This is a genomic window from Streptomyces incanus (assembly GCF_042656345.1).
GTDB classification, from domain to species: domain Bacteria; phylum Actinomycetota; class Actinomycetes; order Streptomycetales; family Streptomycetaceae; genus Streptomyces; species Streptomyces incanus.
On record NZ_JBHSPC010000096.1, the window covers coordinates 16,959 to 38,362 of the forward strand.

Annotated in this window: 13 protein-coding genes; 5 read left to right on the forward strand and 8 right to left on the reverse strand. The window is 68.7% G+C overall.

What is annotated here, in order from left to right; genetic code table 11:
- Positions 1–214: 214 nt before the first annotated feature.
- The 7 genes from ACFP2V_RS28360 to ACFP2V_RS28390 form a co-directional block, all read right to left on the reverse strand.
- The gene (locus tag ACFP2V_RS28360; protein WP_381218150.1) at positions 215–973 is read right to left on the reverse strand and encodes a hypothetical protein; all 759 of its coding nucleotides are present in this window, start codon (positions 971–973) and stop codon (positions 215–217) included.
- A gap of 257 nt (positions 974–1,230) precedes the next feature.
- Complete coding sequence (locus tag ACFP2V_RS28365; protein WP_381218151.1) at positions 1,231–4,629, reverse strand: HelD family protein; 3,399 nt, start codon at positions 4,627–4,629, stop codon at positions 1,231–1,233.
- Between the two features lie 93 nt (positions 4,630–4,722).
- On the reverse strand, positions 4,723–5,097 hold the full coding sequence (locus ACFP2V_RS28370) for a hypothetical protein (RefSeq protein ID WP_381218152.1): 375 nt from the start codon (positions 5,095–5,097) through the stop codon (positions 4,723–4,725).
- The gene (locus ACFP2V_RS28375) at positions 5,094–7,523 is read right to left on the reverse strand and encodes an AAA family ATPase (protein WP_381218153.1); all 2,430 of its coding nucleotides are present in this window, start codon (positions 7,521–7,523) and stop codon (positions 5,094–5,096) included. The genes ACFP2V_RS28370 and ACFP2V_RS28375 overlap by 4 nt, the downstream gene beginning before the upstream one ends.
- A 320-nt stretch (positions 7,524–7,843) precedes the next feature.
- Positions 7,844–8,254, reverse strand: a complete 411-nt coding sequence (locus ACFP2V_RS28380) for a hypothetical protein (protein WP_381218154.1) — start codon at positions 8,252–8,254, stop codon at positions 7,844–7,846.
- 61 nt (positions 8,255–8,315) lie between these two features.
- Positions 8,316–9,050 (reverse strand): ribonuclease H family protein, encoded by a 735-nt coding sequence (locus ACFP2V_RS28385; protein WP_381218155.1) that lies wholly within the window; start codon positions 9,048–9,050, stop codon positions 8,316–8,318.
- A 72-nt stretch (positions 9,051–9,122) separates the two neighbouring features.
- Positions 9,123–9,527, reverse strand: coding sequence for a hypothetical protein (locus ACFP2V_RS28390; protein ID WP_381218156.1), 405 nt, complete (start codon positions 9,525–9,527; stop codon positions 9,123–9,125).
- Between the two features lie 379 nt (positions 9,528–9,906).
- Here ACFP2V_RS28390 and ACFP2V_RS28395 point away from each other — a divergent pair, with 379 nt between their 5' ends.
- From ACFP2V_RS28395 to ACFP2V_RS28415, 5 genes are all read left to right on the forward strand, one after another.
- On the forward strand, positions 9,907–12,066 hold the full coding sequence (locus ACFP2V_RS28395) for a DNA methyltransferase family protein (protein ID WP_381218157.1): 2,160 nt from the start codon (positions 9,907–9,909) through the stop codon (positions 12,064–12,066).
- Between the two features lie 17 nt (positions 12,067–12,083).
- Positions 12,084–13,709 carry a class I SAM-dependent DNA methyltransferase gene (locus ACFP2V_RS28400; RefSeq protein WP_381218158.1) on the forward strand — a complete coding sequence of 542 codons (1,626 nt, stop codon included), beginning with the start codon at positions 12,084–12,086 and terminating at the stop codon, positions 13,707–13,709.
- Positions 13,702–14,757: a restriction endonuclease subunit S gene (locus ACFP2V_RS28405; RefSeq protein WP_381218159.1), complete on the forward strand. Its 1,056-nt coding sequence runs from the start codon at positions 13,702–13,704 to the stop codon at positions 14,755–14,757. Before ACFP2V_RS28400 ends, ACFP2V_RS28405 begins: the two co-directional genes overlap by 8 nt.
- Positions 14,754–18,014 (forward strand): type I restriction endonuclease subunit R, encoded by a 3,261-nt coding sequence (locus ACFP2V_RS28410; RefSeq protein WP_381218160.1) that lies wholly within the window; start codon positions 14,754–14,756, stop codon positions 18,012–18,014. The genes ACFP2V_RS28405 and ACFP2V_RS28410 overlap by 4 nt, the downstream gene beginning before the upstream one ends.
- 166 nt (positions 18,015–18,180) lie before the next feature.
- The gene (locus ACFP2V_RS28415) at positions 18,181–21,081 is read left to right on the forward strand and encodes a Tn3 family transposase (protein ID WP_381218161.1); all 2,901 of its coding nucleotides are present in this window, start codon (positions 18,181–18,183) and stop codon (positions 21,079–21,081) included.
- Positions 21,082–21,121: 40 nt separating this feature from the next.
- On the opposite strand, the gene ACFP2V_RS28420 is transcribed toward ACFP2V_RS28415, so the two are convergent.
- A complete protein-coding gene (locus ACFP2V_RS28420) occupies positions 21,122–21,289 on the reverse strand; it encodes a hypothetical protein (protein ID WP_381218162.1) in 168 nt (55 codons plus the stop codon).
- Between the last annotated feature and the right edge of the window lie 115 nt (positions 21,290–21,404).

A 21,404-nucleotide genomic window follows, 5' to 3' on the forward strand; every position in this document is an offset into this window, starting at 1 on the left:
CCTGAATCACCTGGCCTTGGGGCCCGGTCTTGCCGGGCCCCAAGGCATCCAGTGAAGCTTCCAGAAACCGCCAGCCCAGAACACGGCAACGGATCGCCGACCCATGCCCGGTATCCCCTGTGACGTTGGCAGCCACTCGCCATCCCCTCCGCCACCCGCCCCCGACAGAGTTAAACGCCAGGGGACCAATCCTCAAGACCCAGAGATCAGAAATTCATCCCTCAATGGAATGCGCTCCGTCAACGGCTTGAATTCTCGCGAGGACCTTTCCGAGTTCAGCCAAGGATTCCCTGGTGAGCAATGAAGGGTTCACCTCGAGCATCAATCTGACATTATCCACGACCTGCTGAAGCGTGAGCTGTTCAACTGCACTCAACTCTGGAGAACCACCCTCACTCTCAATCCGAGCATTACGCAGAATTTCCATCTGCTCATCACTGAAGAGCCTGGCCATCAGGGCTGCCGCGAAGCGCGCCGATGCCTCTTCGCTGCCCATACTCACTTGATCTTCTTCGAGTTCGGCAATCACTTCTCGCGAGGGCCCTGGAGGTGCAGATCCGATCAAGGTGACCGACTCGTCAGATGTGTTTGAGCTGTCATCCTTGCGAGTCCGAGAAAATCTACTACGCGTCGACTTCGTGAACGGAAGAGCCCGATCTTTCCACCACCTCTTAAGGCGTGGCGCAGTCCACGCCGCAAATTTGATGAGAATGATCAGGGCTTCGGCTATCTCCTCGGGTTCCAAGCGCTCCCGCGATCGGGAATCCGAATCGCAGTCACACCCGCTTGCACCAAAGAAGAGCGGCGGCGGCTCCGCTGTCGAGTCTTCCTTAATCTCGCCGTCAGGAATGAACTTGCCGTGCCCGACGAGATTTCCTTGGTCGTCATACAAGTTATGGTGCAGGCCGCCATCTTTTGACTGACCAGGAGTCAGTCCATCAGGATACTCAAAACGGCCACTAACGCTAGCCATTTCCACTCCCCTCAAAAATGTGCACGACAGATACTCCCCCGACTACAGTCGACCTTCCGACTCGCCCAGGGCATGCACACGCTGCCATCAGGCGAACGCGGCAAGCTGCACCAGAGCAATGCTCCAGCTGTACTTGCGGCCGCTGCCGCTTCCGCGCGGCTCGTGAGCATCGTTTCCCCATGAGCTGCCCCGGGGAGACGATGCTCACGTTCAAGAATCCGACCATCGCGTAGCGCTTTGGCCGCCTCGCGGGGAACTCACCCAGAGGCTCCAAAAACGACGTCTGCGTTCTCGCCACCCCAACCGGCCGGGCTGTGCCAGATGACATTGACGCGGAAGACGTCACGAATCGTGTCCACGGACCAGTCCTCGGCGGGCGGTTCGGAGAGAACGAGGTAAAGACCATCGGCCGGCGCGGGCAGCGTGTGGTTGATCTCGAGCAGGCGGGTCGCGCCCGATCGCAGGTCCGCATAGGTGGAGCGGCCTGCGCCCAGGGCCTCGTAGAGGAAGAGACCGTGCTTGGTGACGCAGCTGACGTCGACGACCGAGGAGTCGGCCGGCTGGAGGTCCGCCCAGAGAAGTGCTGCCTTCAGCGCGTGGCGGACCGCCTCGTGCTTCTTGCACGTGCGGTCGGCCCCGGCAGCCGCTTCCAGCGCGCGGAGGAAGCCGTCCTTCGTGGTCGCAGCCGGTGTTGCGGCGGTGGTGTCCGCGGTGGTCATCCGTACTTCTTCCTTCTGGTCGGGTTGCGTCGGGGCGACGGGGGCCACACCGTCGGAGTTCGGCTCCGTCGCCGCGCCGAAGCGCTCCTGGAGGTCTCGCCGCGCTTCGGCGAGGGGCTTGGCCCAGCCGGAAGCAGCCAGTTTCTCCGCGAGTTGGCCTGCGTCGAAAGTGCCCTCCTTGAGGGCGCGGTTGGTGGTCGCGGCGAGGTCGCGAAGGACTCCGAGCCTTTCTCTGTCCGGATCACCGAACAGGTGCAGCACGTCGACCCAGTCGGCCTGGTCCCTTCGAAGGACGCGGCTGGCCATGCCCTGGAGTTCGGAGAGACGGCTGCGGGCGTCGGGAACGTCGCCATCGCTCTCGGTCAGTTCTCCGAGAACGTCCAGTGCCGCGAGGTAGCGCCCCGCCATCCGCTCCGAAACCGGCGACCGACCGCGCTGGTCGGCGGTGAGCACCGTCTGGGTCGTCTCGTTCACGAACACCCAACAGTCCAGCTTCTCGCCCCGCCGCGGGGGCGCCGAGCCGTGGCGGACGGTGAGGAGGAGCCGTCGGTCGATCACCGGCGACAACGGTTTGACCTTGTAGCGACCGCCCGGGGCCCGGTCCACGACCTCGACCCGGACATCGGTACCGATTCGGGGAAGCCTTCCGGCTCCGCCGTCCTCCGGCCGGGCATCGGGCACCGTCGGCGCCTGGGCGTCCGTGGAAGCGGTGAGCGCCTCCGGCAGCGGGGCGGTGTGCAGGACGGTCAGGCTCTGGGTGCTGCGGGTGAGGGCCACGTACAACTGGCGCAGCCCGGCGGGACCGCGGTCGGCGATCGTGGCGGGCTCGACGACCAGGACGTGGTCGTACTCCATGCCCTTGACCTGAGCTGCGGCCAGCACGGATACAGCCTCGCGGTTCCGCTCGCCGATGTCGCCGTCCTCGGCAATCCTGCGGCTGATGGCGTCCAGCCAGTCCGAATCGTCGGGAACGATGACGGCGACGGAGCGAGGGGTGCTGCCGTCACTGGTGCCCATAAGCCGGGCCACGTGGGCGACGGTGTCGTCGAGCAGCTTCCACGGCTCGGTCGCCACGGTCCGTACGGCGTCCGCTCCCGCCTCCCGGACAGCCTGCGGGTACGGCAGGGTCGGAGCGATCGTCCGTGCGAGAGGGGCGACGAACTCCATGATCTCGGCGGGAACACGGTAGCTGGTGGTGAGCTGGGCCACGCTCCAGTCGCCGTGGTCGGAGAGGAGTGCGCCGAGCAGGTCCCAGCTCGTCGGGATGTGGGCGCCCGTCGCCTGCGCGAGGTCGCCCAGGACGGTCATGGAGCCGCCCACGGCACAGCGCCGCCGCAGGGAGCGGGCCTGCATGGGTGTGAGGTCCTGGGCCTCGTCGACGACGATGTGGCCGTATCGCGGCGGGGTGTCACCGCTGATCAGCACTCGGAGCTCTTCGAGGCAGACGTGGTCGCCGAGGGTCCACGGATCGGCGTCGGCGCTGGCGGCGCGGGCCCGCAGCAGGGCCGCCTGCTCGTCCTCGTCGAGGATGCCGTCGGCGCAGTCCCGCAGCAGGTCGGCCGAGTCGTAGAGGCTGCGCAGGGCCTCCCGAGAGCCGGGGGACGGCCAGACGCGCTCGATGAGGCGCTCGACCCGGCGGTTGCGTTCAAGGTCTCGGCGGATCGTGCCGGCCTGCCCGCGGCGCGGCGCGATGTCGGCGAGCTCCTGGAGGAGCCGGTCGACGAAGAGGCCGCGGAAACGGTCGCGCCGCTCCCGGAAGGGCCCGTCGCCGGTGTGGGCCCGGTCGAGGAGGGCGAGGACCTCGGACTTCGGCACGCGAAGGGTCGTACTACCGGCGGTGACGACGATCGCGGGCTCGTCACCCTCGAAAGAGGGATCGACGGTGAGGGCGTCGAGAGCCTCAGGGCGGTAGTCGCTCTCGACGCGACGCCGCAGGACGGCCGCCATGCGGTCGTCCGACTTCACGAGGCGCGCCTTCGAGGAGTCGGTGCCGAGGATCTCGCCCTCCCACAGCCGATCCAGTTGGACGGCGTTGACGTCTCGGGTGCCGAGGGTGGGGAGGACCTGGCCAACGTAGTCGAGGAACCGCTGGTGGGGGCCGATGACGAGGATGTCCTGGGCCTTGAAGTGCTCGTTGTTGACGAGCCAGGTCACCCGGTGGAGACCGACCGCCGACTTGCCGGTACCAGGGCCGCCCTGCACGACGAGGATGTCCGACGGCGAGCCGGTGACCAGCTCCATCTGGTCACGGCGGATGGTCTCGACGATGTCCCGCATCCGGCCGCCGCGCGACCGCTGGAGTTCGCGCAGCAGGAAGTCGTCCGGCTGGAGCGCCTTCCGACGCTGCCGCCGTACGACGTCGCCGGGGGTGGGGGCCGACGTACGCTCCGGGGCGGGGGACGCGTCCATCTCCTCCGCCGCGCTGTCGTCGGCGGCCTGACGGGGCTCCGGTACGGCGGCGGGCTCGGGTACGGCCAAGGGCACGGGAGCGGACGTCGGCAGGGAGATCTCGTCGAAGTAACTCTCGACGATCCGCTGCACGCAGCGGAGCTGCCGACGCAGGACCACCTCGCCTGGGTTCTCGGGCCGGGTCTCGATCCACTTCTTCGCCAGGGGGCTGGTCCACAGCAGGACCACCGGCTCGTGCGAGGCGTCGTGCACGCCGCGGCGTCCGATGTACCAGGGGCGGGGGTCTCCTCCCGGGTCCTCCGGCGCGTCGACGCGGGCGAAGACCAGGGCTTCGTCACCGAGCCCCCCGTAGGCCTCCGCGCGAGCCTCGGCCTCGGCCCGGTTGGCGATTCCGTCCTTGCCGCTCGCCGAGGCGGTGGCGGCCGAAGTGCCGCTCAGTTCGGCCAGTTTCGTGGTGTAGCAGTCGTACGCGTGATCCACCGCCCGCTGCTCGCCGGCGAGGATCCCGTCCCGAGTGGTGGTGCTCATGTGCGTCCTCCCTGCGGTGCCGGGGGACACCGCCACGGGCATGTGCCCGTACCCCGCTGAAACAACTATCAGAAACCGGACGGTGACGAACAGTCAGTGGATCAGTTCTCGGACGAGGTCGTCGGCCTCGGTCCGCCAGACCTGTACCTGGTCGTACGTGGGCCCGAGCTCGTACAGGTGGTAGTGGCATCCCAGACTCAGCTGGGCCCAGAGGGCCTTCGCCCGTCGGGCCGTCTCCGACGGCGCGACGGAGTGCAGGAGGAGCAGCTTGGCGCGCCCCGTGGTGCGGGACAGCCCGGGCGTCGCGGCTTCCAGCACCCGGTCGACGCAGAGCTCCAGCGCGGTCCGCAGCGCGAGGCAGGCGCCGCGGTGCCGGCCGACGGTGGTGGCCTCGGCGAATTCACCGTCGAGGAGGCAGTCGGCGGTCAGCAGCAGACCTTCGACGGAAACGGGAGAAGGGGTGGTCATGCGGTCACCTCCGGCTTGCGGATCTTCTGCGCCAGGTTCTCGATGTCCGTGACAAAGCGGTGGGGGTTGGGGATCGTGGCGCCGTCGGGGTGGGCTCCCTTCTGGCACTGCTGGATCAGGGAGCACGCCGGGCTTCCGTAGCGGCGGCGCACCTCCTCCTTGACTTCGTCACCGCGCCTCACGTCGCCGAAGAGAGCGAAGGCCGCGACCTCCTGGAACCTCTCCGCGCTGTCGATCGCGACTTGGAGGTCGTGTTCCGATCCGCCGGTGCGGTGGTGGCGGATCCACGCGGCCTCCAGGAAAGCGTTCTCCAGGGCGATACGGCACAGGCCGGGCAGCACGTGGCTGTACGTCTCGGGGGGAAGGCCCCGGGTGGCGGCGATGGCCCGGGCGTCACCGATGGCCTGGGCGACCGGGTCGTCGACGCAGTCGACCTTCACCCGGGACCTCTCGCCACGCGTCACCTGGAAGACCGTGACCGGCAGTTCCTGGTCGGTGAACGCCTTCTGCAGACGGGGGTCGTGGGTGAAGACGACGATCTGCCGGTGCCTGCCGATCTCGTGCAGCACCTGGGCGAGTCCGTGCACCTTGGTCGGGTCCATGGACTGCACGGGGTCGTCGATGACGAGGAAGCCAAACGGGCTGTCCGCGGTCGTGGCCCTCGGCAGGAAGAGGGAGAGCGCGAGGGAGTGCAGCTCACCCTGGCTCATGACGTCGAGCGCCGGGGCGTCCTGGCCGTCGACGGAGGCCGCCATGACGAGCTTGCGGACGTTCGCCTTCTCGCTGCCCTTCAGGCTCACGGCCGTGAGGTCGACGTTGCTCTCCTGCCGCAGGCGCTCCCAGATGCCCTGCGTGGCGTCGGTGAAGCGCTCCATGCGCTGCTCCCGCAGCTCGGTGGAGAGGTCCTTGAACCACTTCACCGCCTTGCGGAGGTTGCTCAGCAGGGGCTTGTCCCGTTCGGTCTCGCGTGCCTTGTCCGCCCAGGCGGCGAGCCGGGTGACGAGCGCGCGCCACCGCTCGTCGCGCTCCTCCAGCTCGTGGGCCGCGTGCCTCCTGACGGTGTCGCAGGCGTCGGCGAGGACCGTGGCGGCCTCCTCGGCTCTCCGGGCGAGCTCGGCAGGGTCGGTGATCTGTCGGCAGTCGGTCCACGCCCTCCACGGGCCGGCCAGGGCCGCGGGGATCCGCGCGGGGTGCTCGATGAGGTTCTGGAGGTTCCGCGCACCCGTCCGTACGGCGGCGCGCGCGTCCTCGGCGGTCTTCGCCTCGCGGCGCAGCTCCGCCACCTGTCGGGAGGCACGGTCGTACCACTCCCGTCCGAGGACCCGTTCCGTTCCGCACGCCGGGCAGGCGTCGTCGTCGGGGTGTCGGTCGGCGTGGGCGAGGGCCTTCTCCAGCAGGTCGGCGCGCAGCCGGGCGTTCTCGGCGTCGGTGCCGCGGAGGTCCTCCACGTCGGCGAGGGCGATCCGCAGCCGCTGAACGGCCTCGCCGACCTCCATCAGGTCGGGCCCATGTGCCCCGGCCTCGACGCGAAGCTCGGCGAGCCGGCTGCCGTCGGCCGGGGGGAGACCGGCGACGAGCGCGTCGATGGTGTCGAGGTCCAGGGCGCCCGGGGTGTCCACGGCGAGCAGGGCCCGTACGGCGCGGTCGTCGTCCTCCAGCGCGTAGAGGGAGTCCTTCAGGCCGGGCAGGGCGTCCCTCGTCTCCTTCGCGGTGGTGGCGAGGGCCTTCTCCCGCGCGCTCAGTCTGTTGGTCGCGGTGGAGAGCAGGTCCATGCCGAGGATGGTGGCGATCGCGTCGTACCGCTCGGACGGCTTGCCGGTGAGCATGAGGTCGAGGTCGGTGTACGAGAGGAACGGCCGGTGGTCGGCGAGGGCCGTGTCCCAGCCCGCCTCGGCCAGGGGGACGGTTCCGTGGCCCGGGCGTTTGAAGGTGGCCTCGGAGCTACCGAACTCCTCCCTCGTCCAGGTGCGGATGAGGGTGCTGTTGCCGGTGTCACCCTCGATCGCGAGCTTGAGCTCGATCTTGGGGCTGTCAGCGTTGTGGAGGTTGTACCAGTGGCCGCCGCGCGTGGCGTCCTGTCCCGGCCGGTGGGCCCGGGTGCCGGTGAAGCCGACCTCGATGGCTTCGGCGAGGCTGGACTTGCCGGAACCGTTGCGGCCCACGACGAGGTTGACACCCGGACGGGGGCTGAGGCTCAGCCGGGCACGGGGACCGATGCCGCGGAAGCCGTTGACGGCGAGGGAGTCGAGGTAGACACGCCCAGAGGCGGCGGACGACGTGGTGGTGCCGGCGTCGGCGGTGTCACTGCTGAGCGCGTCGCGGAGAAGGGCCTTGACGGGCTCGGGGAGAGCCGACTCGGCCAGGCGCGTCGCCACCATGTCGGCGAGGGGAAGCGCGGTCTGCTGGTGCTGTTCCGTCTCGGTCACCAAGGGCCTCCTGCGCGGTGCGGCGGGGATGAGGTGGTGTCGTGCACCACCTGCTGACAGGACGGAACGTTAGGGAGAAAGTGAGAGTGATTCTCTACGGCTTACTGGTAACCGGGGTTATCAACTTGCTTTTCTAAAACTGCAGTTGAGCTTTTCGCCGCCTTCCTTCTCACCTCCTTGGCGCGACGAGGGCCCTGGCACCGGATTGCTCGACAGAGCCGTACCTCTGGGGCCAGGGTCTCGTCACGATGGTGATCGTCGCTGCCCGGCCGGCACGTAGATGCGTCGGTGGCCCGACAGCCCGTCGCCGATGTCGTCGTTCAGTCGTCGCCGAGGGTGAACGTGAGTTCTCCGGAACGGAGTTCGTCCTCGGTCTGGGTGAGGCCGCCGCGGTGGGACACCTCCACCGTGTAGAACTTGGAGCCCTGAGGTATCCCCTCGATCGTGAACGAGAACTCGCACCCCAGCGCGGCCTTCTTCCCGCCTTCCAGCTCACCGGTGGCGACGAGAGTGCCGTCCGCGCCGGTGACGTTGACCTGCGCACCGCGCTGGATGTCCGAGTAGCCGTCCAGCCCGGTGCAGTCCTCTCCCTCATCAAGGAAGGAGAGGGGAGAGTCGGCGAGGGTGAGCGTGCCGCTCGTATTGAACGTCTTCTCGGCGGAGGACGCGTCGCCGCCGATCAAGGAGACGATCAGCCAGCAGCCGCCCGTGACAGCGGCACCGAGGACCACGCCGACGGCGAGAACCGCGGGGCGGGACAGCCGGGCCCAACGTGAACCGGCCGCCGGAGCGTCAGGAGCGGGAGGCGGCCCTTCGCCCCCGGACGCGGGCGGTTCCGGAGGCGGCGGCGGGGCGCTTCGGGGTTGTTCGGGAGGGGTGGTCATCGGATGGTCCTTCCGTCGGGGGTGCGGCGGTACTCGTCGAGCGTCGCGGCAGCCCACAGGGGGCGAGCCGCGGGATCCCATCCGGGGGAACGATGCCGCGCACGGTGCGCAGGCCGAGCTTGGCCAGGGAGTCGGCGGCCTTGTTCAGGGCGTTGCCGATGTGGGCCTTCTCGTGGACGAACGTCAGGTTCGGGGCGTACTCGACGCACATCTGGAGCTGGACGAGGCTGGGCGTGCGGCCCCGGGAGCGCAGCCCTGTCTCGTACCCCTCCGGCATCCGGGTACCGCCGTTCTGCCAGGCGCGGAGGTAGCGGTGCGCGTCGAGGCTGTCGACGCGCACCTCGACGGGGTTGCCGGGGCGTGTAGCGAGTACATTTTTCAACTCCCATTGGAACGGGCATAGTTCGGAGAAGGTGACGCGGGTACGGGGGCACGCGAGGTGCTCCGGGTAGAGGTGCGCGCGCAGCCCGGTGTGGCCGGTCGTGGCGAGGAAGCTGATGGAGGCGTGCTTCCTGTACACGTAGGTGTCGGTGGCGAGGACGACGAGCCCGGGCACAGCCTTGGTCACCTGGTCGATGACGATCCCCCGCCAGCCACGGGACGTGGGGCTGGGCGGACGGGCGAGGGGAGAGCGGCGGCCCACGGTTCCTCCGGTTCGGGACGAGGGGGGGCGATCGCTTCGGGGCGGAGCGAGACAGAAGCCCGGCTCGGTGGCTCAGCCGGCCTTCTTCCATGGCAGGCAGCCCTTGACCTCCAGGTACTCGCCCTTGCGGGCGGTCACCCGGGTCTGCCCCTGGACGTTGCCGTTGGCGATGATCGACGAGAACTCGCCGGAGGCGTCCTTGTGCCGGGCCCAGTAGCAGTTGGGGATGAGGCCGTCCGCCGGGCCGGCGGTCTTGTACGTGTCGGCCGCGATGTCCTCGCCGACCAGGTACTGACCGTCACCCTCGAAGGAGGGCGCCTGGCCGGGCTTCGCAGGCGGCTCGGGTGCACGCGTGTTCTCGGCGGCCCGGGAGGACGTGGTGATGGTGGGCGCGGGCCGCTCCCGGCCGGCCTTGTCCTCGGTGTCGTCGGGGCTGCCGATCGCCACGCTGACGATCAGGGCGCCGAATGCCGTCACGCCGTGGGTCAGTCACGCCTTCGCCCGGGACGGCCCGTGCGGGGGCCGGCGGCATCGGCGGCGGCACGGGGCCTGCCAGGGCCGGGGTGAGGTGGACCTGGCTGTATTGGGGACGTGCCGGTCATGACGGAGCTCCCTGCTTCCGGGGATCGCGTGGTCGTCACGCGATCGGCCTGTGAATGAGGGAAACCTGTCACTCCCCACGAAGGGATCGATTTCTCCATTTTGATAAGAGGGGTTACCAGGCGATCAATAGATCTTCTCTTGATCGGCGGTAGGCTTCTGCCGTCCGTCGTCGGCGGCTCCCTGGAACCGTCACGGCGGACGTGATTCCACGGAGCTCCGTGGACATCCGCGAGAGTCCACGGGAGGGGGACCGATGAGCAGCCCGACACCGGTTGACGGCGCCCCCATCCTGCCCGGCTCGCTGGCCTGGCGTATCGGTTACGCCGAGATCGCCGCCCTCGCCCAGGTGAAGCGACCTGTCCCCACCACCTGGAGCCGGCGCCACCCCGACTTCCCCGCCCCGGTGATCCGCGAGGGCGGCAGCCCGCTCTTCGATGCCCGGGAGGTTGTGGACTGGTTGATCCGGACCGGCCGCGGCAACACCGAGCCCCGCCGCCTGCAGGCCGAGGCGGCCCTGCACACCCTCTCCGCCTGGCGGTCCTCCGGCCTCCCCGCACCTGTACTGGTGGGCGCGCTGACGGCCCTGATCTGCCTGCGCCAGCAGTACGACGCACCCGTCGGGGAGTGCGTCTGGGGCGACCTCCTCGCTCAGGCCGCCGACCTCGACGCGGACGACATCTTCCTTCTCTCCGAGCTGCGGGCCGTCCCCGACCCGGACCACCTGGGCCCGGCCCTGGGCGCGCTCGCCGACGAGTTGACCGAGGCGGCCTACACCCCCGCCGAAGCCTTCGACTGGGTGCTGGAGGCCCGCCGTCGCCTCGGCTCCCACGACCTGGCCGCCGACGAGCCCACCCCGGCAGTGGCCCGCGCCCTCGCGGCCTTGGCCGGCGTCGGCACCCTGCCTGACGAGTCCGTCCTGGCCACCCCGTACGCCCGCAGCGGCGACCTGCTCGCTGCCCTGCACACGGCCGTGCCCGAGGACTCCGGCCACACCTACCTCGCGGCCGAGCCCGATCCGACGCTCGCCCGTCTCGTCCGGCGCCGGATGCTCGTCCGGGGCGTGTTCGAGTTCTCGCTCGACGTGGCTGAGGGCGAGGAGCTGGCCACGGACGACTGGGGTAACCCCGACGTGCTGGTATGCGCTCTCCCGTACGAGGCGGGCGAGACCCGAAGTACACGCCAGGTCCTGGAACGGGTCCAGGACCTCACCGACTACCTCGCCGAGGGTTCGACGGCCGTCATCCTCGGCCCGGCCGACGCGCTCGTCCGCTCACTGCCCCGGCATGGCGACGCGGACCGGCTGCGCCGTTTCTTCCTCGACGAGGGCCTCCTCAAGGCGGCGATCAGCCTGCCCGACGGAGCTTTCGCCTACCGCCCCGGCTACCGCACCGCTGTCTGGCTCCTTGCCCGTACTCCTAAGGACGAGCGCGCGGGCCGTGTCCTCCTTGCCGACTACTCCACCCAGCCGCTCACCGAGCCGGTCCTCGACGTGCTCGCCGAGGATATTGCCATCTGGCGGGCTTCGGGATGGCGCGGAGACCGCCGCCACCAGCTCCGCAACGCGGCCGTCGTACCCGCGAAGGAACTCGACGACCGGCCGGGCTCCGCCTTCACCCCTCAGCACCGCTCCCCCGAGGCCCGGTACACCAGGGTCGTCGTGGAACGCCCCGTCCGCATCGCCGACGTGGAACGGCACCTCGCCGAACTCGACGAGGGGGCGACGCGCTGGGCCGGCGTCGACGGCCCCCTGAAGACCGGGGCCGTACTCCGCCCCGAGGACCAGCCGGTGCGCCGCACGACCGTCCGTCGGCTCCTCAAGGACCGCCGTCTGCGTCGCCGCCCCGGCCACCGCATCGCCCCCGAGCACCTCTCCTCCGACGGCCACTACGCGGTGATCGGGCCGGAGGAGATCCTCGGCGCCTCGCGGTTCGGCAGCCGCCGCATCGACCGGGGCCTGGTCCTCACGGCGTACGAGCATGCCCAGTTCACCGAGCCGGGTGATCTCGTCGTCACCACCAGCCCGCGCTTCGGCGTCCACGTCGACGCGGAGGGCCTGTCAGTCGTGATCACCCCCGCCCGGGTCCTGCGCATCCACCCTGATGCCGACCCTCCGGTCCGGCCTCGGGTACTGGCGGCGCTCCTGCGGGCCGCCGCCTCCGACCATGGCCGTACCAGCGGAGCCGTACGGGCCTCGCGCGGCATCGAGGATCTGAGCGTCCCGGACCTGGGGCGCGAGGAGGCGGAACGGTACGAGGCCGTGCTCGCCGAGATCGAGCGCCGGGCGGAGCTGCTGCGGCAGCAGTCCGAGGCCCTCGACGACCTGGCCCGCATCACCGCCGCCGGCATGACCGACGGCACCCTGACCATCCAGAACCTGCCCGATCTTCCCGGCCTCACCGGAACCAACCATTGAAGGAGGCGGCCCACCTCATGCCCCCGCGCAAGAAGAAGCCCACCGAGCAGGAGGAGCTGTTCAGCGCCTCTACGCCCAAGGAGATCCAGGCGATCCTGTGGAAGGCCGCCGACAAGCTGCGCGGCTCCATCGACGCCGCGCAGTACAAGGAGTTCGTCCTCGGCCTGATCTTCCTGAAGTACGTCTCCGACGCCTTCGAGGAGCGTCGCAACGAACTGGCCAAGGAGCTCGCCGAGGACGGCATCTCCGAGGACCAGATCGGTGACTTCCTGGAGGACCGCGACGAGTACACCGGCGCCCACGTCTTCTGGGTCCCGGAGACCGCCCGCTGGTCCTGGATCGCGGCCAACGCCAAGAGCCAGGGCGTTGGCAAGCTCCTCGACGAGGCGATGGACGCGGTCATGCGGGAGAACGCCGCCCTGACCGGCGTCCTCCCGAAGATCTTCAACCGTGACAACGTCGACCAGAAGCGCCTGGCCGAGCTCGTCGACCTCATCAGCGACGCGCGTTTCGGCGGCACAGAGGACAAGCCGGCGCAGGACGTGCTGGGCGAGGTGTACGAGTACTTCCTCGGCAACTTCGCGCGTGCGGAGGGCAAGCGGGGCGGCGAGTTCTATACCCCGCAGTCGGTGGTCCGGCTGATCGTGGAGATCCTGGAGCCGTACAACGGGCGCGTGTACGACCCGGCGTGCGGTTCGGGCGGCATGTTCGTCCAGGCGAGCAAGTTCATCGAGGCGCACCGGGGGCGCGGCCACAAGGCCGACATCGCGGTCTACGGCCAGGAGCTCAATGAGCGCACCTGGCGCCTGGCTAAGATGAACCTCGCGATCCACGGTATCGACGGCAATCTGGCGGCGCGTTGGGGCGACACCTTCGCCGACGACAAGCACCCGGACCTCAAGGCCGACTTCGTCATGGCCAACCCGCCGTTCAACATCAAGGACTGGGCCCGGGACGAGAGCGACGCCCGCTGGAAGTACGGCGTCCCCCCGAAGAGTAACGCCAACTACGCGTGGCTCCAGCACATGGTCTCCAAGCTGGGCGAGCGGGGGACGGCCGGCATCGTCCTGGCCAACGGCTCGATGAGCTCCCAGTCGAGCGGCGAGGGCGAGATCCGCCAGTCGATGGTGGAGGCGGATCTGGTGGCTTGCATGGTCGCGTTGCCGTCCCAGCTCTTCCGAACGGCGCAGATCCCAGCGTGTTTGTGGTTTCTGACCAAGGACAAGTCCCCGCAGGGCGCAAAGGGACTGGCCGACCGGCGTGGCGAGATTCTGTTCATTGACGCCCGGGCGATGGGCAAGATGTCTGACCGAACGGAACGCGTACTGACGAACACAGACCTCGCGAAAATCGCCAACACCTATCACGCATGGCGAGGTACGGCCTTGGCGCAGGCCGAGGGGCTGACGTATGAGGACGATCCGGGGTTCTGCTTCTCGGCCGACCTGGCGACGGTGCGGGAGCACGAGTACATCCTGACGCCAGGCCGATATGTAGGGTCTGTCGCGGCGGAAGAAGAGGACGCGGATACGGTGGGCGCGCGGATTGCCACACTAACGGAGGAACTCCTCGGGCTATTCGAGAAGTCAGCGGAACTCGAGAAGACGGTGCGGGAGCAGCTGGGGAGGGTGGTCCATGTCTGAGTGGCGCGCAACGACTCTGGACCAGTTGGTCAAGCTTCAACGCGGCCACGATCTCCCCACTGAGCAACGTCGCTCAGGGAACGTGCCCGTAGTCGGAGCAGCTGGACCAAGCGGTCTGCACGATACGGCGATCACCAAAGCGCCAGGAGTGGTTATCGGGCGTGCTGGTGCGTCGATGGGGCACGCGACGTATTGCAATGTGGACTTCTGGCCACTCAACACTTCCCTATATGTCACCGATTTCCTTGGAAACGATCCACGCTTCGTTTATTACCTCCTCGGAGGGATCGATTTCTCCGGATACAATTCCGGCGCTGCACAACCAATGCTCAACCGGAACTATATCAAGCAAATTCCGATCAACCTGCCGTCGAGGCGGGAACAGGAGGCCATTTCGTCCGCTCTCGGAGCACTGGACGACAAGATCTCCATTAACGAAGTCATTTCGGTGCGAGCTCTAAACCTCGGAACGGAGGAGTTTCGGCTACTATCCTCCTCCGCGCAGGAAGATTCGACCGTCGGCGACTTGGTTGAACTCAGGTACGGAAAGGCCCTGCCGTCAGTTCAGCGTACCCCAGGCGACATCCCCGTATTTGGCAGCGGAGGCACCGGCGGTCACCATGCCGAGGCCCTAGTAAAGGGTCCGGGGGTCATCGTTGGCCGTAAGGGAACCGTGGGCGCCGTGTACTGGTCGGACACGGATTTCTTCCCTATCGACACCACCTTCTACGTTTCTCCTAAGGGAGATCGGACGTCATTGGAATACATGTACTTTGCGCTCAAGAGCCTGGGCCTTGAGCACATGAACTCTGACTCTGCTGTGCCGGGACTCAACCGTGAACGTGCCCACTCACTGCGGCTGCGAATCCCTACGGAAAACGCTATGCAGGGGTTCACCGCGAAGGCGCGCGACCTCTTCGAGCTGCGCCGTGGCCGTGCCGCGGAGAACGTCACCCTTGCCGCCCTCCGCGGTGCCCTCCTCCCCCAGCTCATGTCCGGCCGCCTCCGCGTCAAGGACGCCGAGAAGGTTGTCGAGGACCACGTATGAGCGACGCTCCCGACGACAGGACGAACCACCGTCCTCATGAGGCCGACTGGGAGTCCCTCGCCCTCGATGAGCTGGCCGAGCTCGCCTGGGTGCCCGGCCCCGGCAACGAGTTCGCGGTCGGCTCCGGGCACCGGAAGTCCTGGGACGATCTGATCCTTTACCCGGACCTCCGGGAGGCCATCGAGCGGCTCAACCCGGACCTGCCGCCGGACGCCGTCCGGGACGCGGTCAGCGTTGCCGCGACGCCCGCCTCCCAGGACACGTACGAGGAGAACCGGACCGCCCACGGCTACCTGACCGTCGGCATCCGGTCCGTCACGTACACCGACGGCTTCGGGGCCGAGCACAACCCCACCATCCGGCTCGTCGACCTCGACGACCCGGACGGGAACGTGTACCGCGTCCTCAACCAGGTCACCGCCATCGACGGCGAGAAGCGGCGCCGCTTCGATGTCGTCCTGTACGTCAACGGCCTGCCGCTCGCCGTCCTGGAGCTCAAGCGTGCGGGCGACGAGGACGCGACCCTCCAGGACGCTCACTCCCAGGTCGCCCGCTACGTGCAGGAGTTCCCGACCGCCTTCCGCTATAACGCGGTCGTCCTCGTCTCGGACGGCATCACCGCCAAGTACGGCACGCCGTTCACCCCGTACGAGCACTTTGCGCCGTGGAACACGGACGAGCTGGGCGAGCGCGTCGAGCCGTTCGCCGCCGAGGGCATAAGGGAATCGGGCCAGAACCTGGCTCTGCACGGCCTGTTCACGCAGGACCGCTTCCTCGCCCTCATTAAGTCCTTCGTCAACTTCGTCCCGTCGAAGCGGATGAAGCGGATCGCGAAGCCGCACCAGTACCACGTCGTGACCCGCGCCGCCGAGGCCGTACGCGTGGCCGCCGCGAGCGACGGGAAGGCTGGCGTCGTCTGGCACACGCAGGGCTCGGGCAAGTCCGAGGAGATGGTCCTCACCACCACCATGGTGATGAAGGACCCGGCGTTGCTGAACCCGACGGTCGTCGTCATCACGGACCGCACCGACCTCGACGACCAGCTGTACTCGACGTTCCTGGAGAGTGAGATCCTCCCGGAAGAGCCGAAGCAGGTCCTCACCCGGAGCGAGCTGCGCGAGAAGCTCGCGGCCAAGCGGGTCGGCGGCATCCTCTTCACGACGCTGCAGAAGTTCGGGCGTACCAAGGAGGAGAAGGAGTCCGGCGCGGACCACCCGCTTCTCTCCGACCGCCGGAACATCATCGTCGTCGTCGACGAGGCGCACCGCAGCCACTACGACAACCTCGACGGCTATGCCCGCCACCTGCGCGACGCGCTCCCGCACGCCACGCTCCTTGCCTTCACCGGTACGCCGATCTCCGAGGCCGACCGCAACACGCGCGACGTGTTCGGCGACTACATCGATGTCTACGACCTCAAGCGGGCCGCGGACGACGGGGCAACGGTCAAGGTCTTCCACGAGAGTCGGGTCATCCAGCTCATCATGGACAGGGACGTCGACCCGACGGCCATCGACGAGGAGGCCGACCGGATTACCGACGGCCTCGACGACGTTGAGCGCACTCGCGTCGAGCAGGCCGTCGCCACGATGAACGCGATGTACGGCGCGCCCGCCCGCATCCGGGACCTCACCGTCGACCTCGTACAGCACTGGGAGACGCGCCGTACGGCGATGCAGCCGTTCGTCGGCGTCTCCGAGACGGGCGGCGCAGCCGGCAAGGCGATGATCGTGTGCGCCACCCGCGAGATCTGCGTCAGCGTGTACGACGCCCTGCGCGAGCTGCGGCCCGAGTGGCACAGCGACGAGGTCGACAAGGGCGCGATGAAGATCGTGTTCTCGTCGAACACGCGCAAGGACGGCAAGCGGCTGCTCGCCCACGCCCTGAGCGACAGCCGCCGCAAGACCGTCATCAACCGGGCCAAGGACCCGGAGGACGAGCTGCAACTGCTCATCGTCAACAACATGCTGCTGACGGGCTTCGACGCGCCGCCCGTCCACACCATGTACCTGGACCGTCCGCTCAAGGGCGCCGGCCTGATGCAGGCCCTGGCCCGCGTCAACCGCCGCTTTCGAGGCAAGGAGGACGGGCTCCTCGTCGGATACGCGCCTCTCACCGAGAACCTCCAGCGGGCGATCGCCGAGTACACCGACGCCGACCAGCAGGATCGTACGCTCGGCCAGGACCTCGACCGGGCGCTGGACGAGCTGCGCAACGAGTACGACATCCTCAACGACCTCCTCCGCGGCTTCGCCTGGCGGGCCCGGCTGGACATGCCCTCCAAGACGGCGTTCATCGATGCCGCGCTCCGGGCCGCGAACTACCTCCTCGACCCGGCCACCGCGGGCAACAACCCCGAGACCCTCGACGATCCCCGTCAGACGCTCGGCCGGCGCTACCGCGAGCACGCCCACCGCCTGGAGCGCTTCTACGCGCTCTGCGGCAGCTCCACCGACATCGGTGAACGCTTCCCGGACCATCCGGCCTGGCGGCGGGACATCCAGTTCCTCGTCGAGGTCCGCGCCTACATGGCGAAGATCGACGCGATGAACCGCGAGGCCCGCGGCCTTCCCGTCGCCCGCGACGTCGAGCTGTACCTGGCGCAGCTGACGTCCTCGGTCGTCGAGACCGGTGGGGTGACCGACCTGCTCGCCGAGGCCGGCCTGGAGACCGCCGACCTGACGCACCTCAACGACGCGCTCGTCGCAAAGCTGCAGAGCAGCGAGACCCCCCACCTGGCGGCAGAGGCCCTGCGGCGGCTCATCGAGCGGAAGATGCGCGAGGTGACCCGGCACAACATCGTCCGGCGCACGACGTTCTCCGAGCGGCTGCAGGACCTCATGGTCCGGTACATGCGGCAGCAGTGCACCAGCGCGGAGCTCATCGCCAAGCTCGTGGAGATGGCCAAGGAAGTCATGGAGGACGCCCGGCGCGGCGAGAAGTTCGAGCCGCCGCTGGACTGGCGCGAGCTCGCCTTCTACGACGCGGTCGCCGACCACGGCACGGCACGCTCGGTCATGGGCGACGAGGTGCTGGCCGGCATCGCCCGCGAACTGGTCGCGGAGGTCCGCAGCAAGCTCAAGCCGGACTGGATCGCCCGCGAGCCAGTCCGCGCCCGCCTCCGCAGCGCCATCAAGCGTCTCCTGGCCCGCCGCAACTACCCGCCGGACGAGGCCCCGGAGGCCATCGACCTGGTCCTGAAGCAGATGGAGCACTTCGCCAACGAGTGGTCCACGAACGGCACTCAGGACAGCTGATCCTGGGCGGGAGACGAGAGGACCGGTACGAGGCAACAGGCTCGTCTCGTACCGGTCCTTCTTGGTTCTTGGGGTGTCATTAACGAACGTGTCACCAGCCCCAAATCGGTGGAGTTTTGATGGATCTGCCGTTCGTTCCTGGGGTGCTTCGGCATGATGGGCGGCCATGGGGCGGCGGTCGGTGGGAATGGACGAGCTGGTCGAGCACTGGACGGTGCTCGATGACGAGTTGGAACTCGTGGCGGGCAAGCGCGGCGCGACGCGGCTGGGCTTCGCGTTGCTGCTGAAGCACTACACGCAGCACGGACGGTTCCCCAGGGGGCGGGCGGAGTTCCCGGACGAGGTGGTCGCCTTCGTCGCCAGGCAGATGAAGGTGTCAGCTGCGGAGTTCGACTCCTATCAGTGGGCCGGCAGCACGATCGAGTACCACCGGGCCCAGATACGCGAGCACCTGGGGTTCCGGGTGTGCTCGGTGCAGGACGCGGAGAAGCTGACGGCCTGGCTGGCTGCCGAGGTCGCGCATGCGGAGCGGAACGCCGAGCGGGTGCGCGAGGAGCTGCTGAAGCACCGCCGCGGGGAGTCCATCGAGCTGCCGACGCCGGACCGGATCACCCGGATGGTCCGCTCGGCCCTGCACACTGCGGAGGAGGCCTGGTTCGGGCGCATCGCGGCCCGGCTGACGGCGGAGGTGCGGGCCCGGGTCCTCGCCCTGGTCGCCGCCGCTGACGATGCCGAAGATGACCGGGACGGCGTCGAGGCAGGGGGCGGCGAATCGGTGCTGTCCCTGGTCAGGGCGATGCCGGGCAACGTCAGCCTGGAGTCGATGCTGCGGGAGATCCGCAAGCTGACCGCGATCCAGGCGATCGGCCTGCCCGCGTCGTTGTTCGCCGATGTGGCGCCGAAGGTGCTGGCCTCCTGGCGGCAGCGAGCAACCGTCGAATCGCCGTCTCACCTGCGGCGCCGGTCGGACGAGGCGGCCGTGACCCTGCTGTCCGCGCTGCTGGTGGAGCGGGAGCGCGAGGTCATCGACTCGTTGGTGGATCTGCTGATCGCCACGGTGCACCGGATCGGCGCTCGCGCCGAGCGGAAGGTGACGAACGAGCTGATCAACGCCTTCAAGCGGGTGTCGGGCAAGGAGAACATCCTGTTCGCCGTCGCCGAGGCGTCGCTGGCCGAGCCGGACGGCGAGGTGCGCGAGGTGGTCTTCCCGGCCGTGCGGGGCGGTGAGCAGACGCTGAGGGAGCTGGTGCACGAGTACAAGACGAAGGGGCCGGTATATCGGCGGACGGTACAGACCACGCTGAAGGCGTCGTACACCAACCACTACCGCAAGGGTTTGATCGAGTTGCTGGGCATGCTGAAGTTCCGCTCCAACAACTTTGCGTACCGCCCGGTCATCGACGCACTGAAGCTCGTGCAGCGATACGCGAAGGCGGGGAACACCACCTACTACCCGCTGGACGAGGTGGCGCCGATCCATCGCGGGACCACCGGGCAGTGGGCGGAGCTGGTGCACCGGGCGGACCGGCGCGGCCGGCGCCGGATCGTGCGCATGGTGTACGAGGTGGCCACCTTCCAGGCCCTGCGTGAGCAGTTGCGGTGCAAGGAGGTGTGGGTGGTCGGTGCCGGGCGGTGGCGCAACCCGGACGAGGACCTGCCACGCGACTTCGAGGCCCGCCGCACCGAGCACTACGGCGAGCTGCGCAAGCCGCTGAACTCCGCGGTGTTCAAGGCCGGGGCGATCAAGTTCACCGTGCCGGAAGCGCAGGAGGAGCCGCGCAACCTGCGCCGGGTCAAGAGCGAGGTGAGCCGCCGGTGGAACGCGGTGCCGCTGATCGACATGCTCAAGGAGGCGGTGCTGCGCACCGGCTGCGTGAAGGCGGTCGCCGCGGTGGCCGGCAGCGGGCACCTGGCGCCCGAGGTGCTCGCCGAGCGGCTGATGCTCGCGATCTACGCCTATGGGACCAATGCGGGGATCCGGTCGGTGGCCGGCGGCGCGCACGGCCATACCGAGGAGGAGATCCGTTACGTCCGCCGCCGCTACCTGAACCCGGAGGCGGCCCGGCAGATCGCCATCGAGATCGCCAATGCCACCTTCGCCGCCCGTGATGCGGGGCTGTGGGGTTCCGGGTCGACGGCGGTGGCCTCGGACTCCACGCACTTCCGCTCGTGGGACCAGAACCTGTTCACCGAGTGGCACTCCCGCTATGGCGGCCGGGGCATCCTGGTGTACTGGCACGTCGAGCGGGGCTCGGTGGTGGTGCACTCCCAGACCCTGCGAGCCTCCGCCTCGGAGGTGGCGGCGATGGTCGAGGGCGCCATCCGGCACGGCACCACGATGAGCGTCGAAGGCAACTATGTGGACAGCCATGGCCAGTCCGAAATCGGCTTTGGGGTGACGCGGCTGTTGAACGTGGACCTGCTGCCGCGGATCAAGCAGATCAACCGGGTGCGGCTGTACCGGCCGAACGCCGGCGAGCCCGGCGCCTACCCGAACCTGCAGGCGGCGTTGACCCGGCCGATCCGGTGGGACGTGATCAACGCCAACTACGACCAGGTCATCAAGTACGCCACCGCGATCCGCACCGGCACCGCCTCCACCGAGGCGATCCTCTCCCGCTTCACCCGGGCCGCCTCCCACCCCGCCTACCAGGCGATGCTGGAGATCGGCCGCGCCCAGCGCACCTGCTTTGTCGCCCGCTACCTGCGCGACCGGGATCTCCAGCGGGAGATCGAGGAGGGGCTGAACGTGGTGGAGTCGTGGAACGCGGCGAACGCGGTGATCTACTACGGCAAGGGCGGAGAGATCTCCACCAACCGGCGCGAAGAGGTGGAGATGGCCGCGCTATGCCCGCGGATCCTCCAGGCGTCGCTGGTGTACGTCAATACCCTGATGCTCCAGGACGTCCTGGCCGAACCCCGGTGGGTCGGGCTGCTCGGCCCGGCCGACCGGCGCGGCCTGACCCCGCTGTTCTGGCAACACGTCCGCCCCTACGGCGAGGTCCGCCTTGACCTGGGCGCCCGGCTGGACATCGGCACCCGCGCCGCGGCCGGGGAAGTCCGGTGACGCGGACCCGGCCGACACCGCGGAGGCCGATGGCGGGCCGTCACCTGCGGCCCCGCACGGCGCGGATCACCTCGGCGACAGCGCTGAGGACCCTGGCGCGGTCCCGCGAGGCGGTGCCTTTCAGCGCGAGGCCGACGATCAGCACGGCCGCGGTGGCCGCGACCAGCATGCCGGCCACGGGCACCAGGCCCCAGGCGATGACGTCCATAACAGTCCCTCCGTCCGTGCCGCCGTCCGACGAACGGCACGAGGGCCATCCCACAAGAACGGCCCCGGGCGGCGAAGACCTGCCGGACCGAGCGGACGGCATCGACAAAAGACCA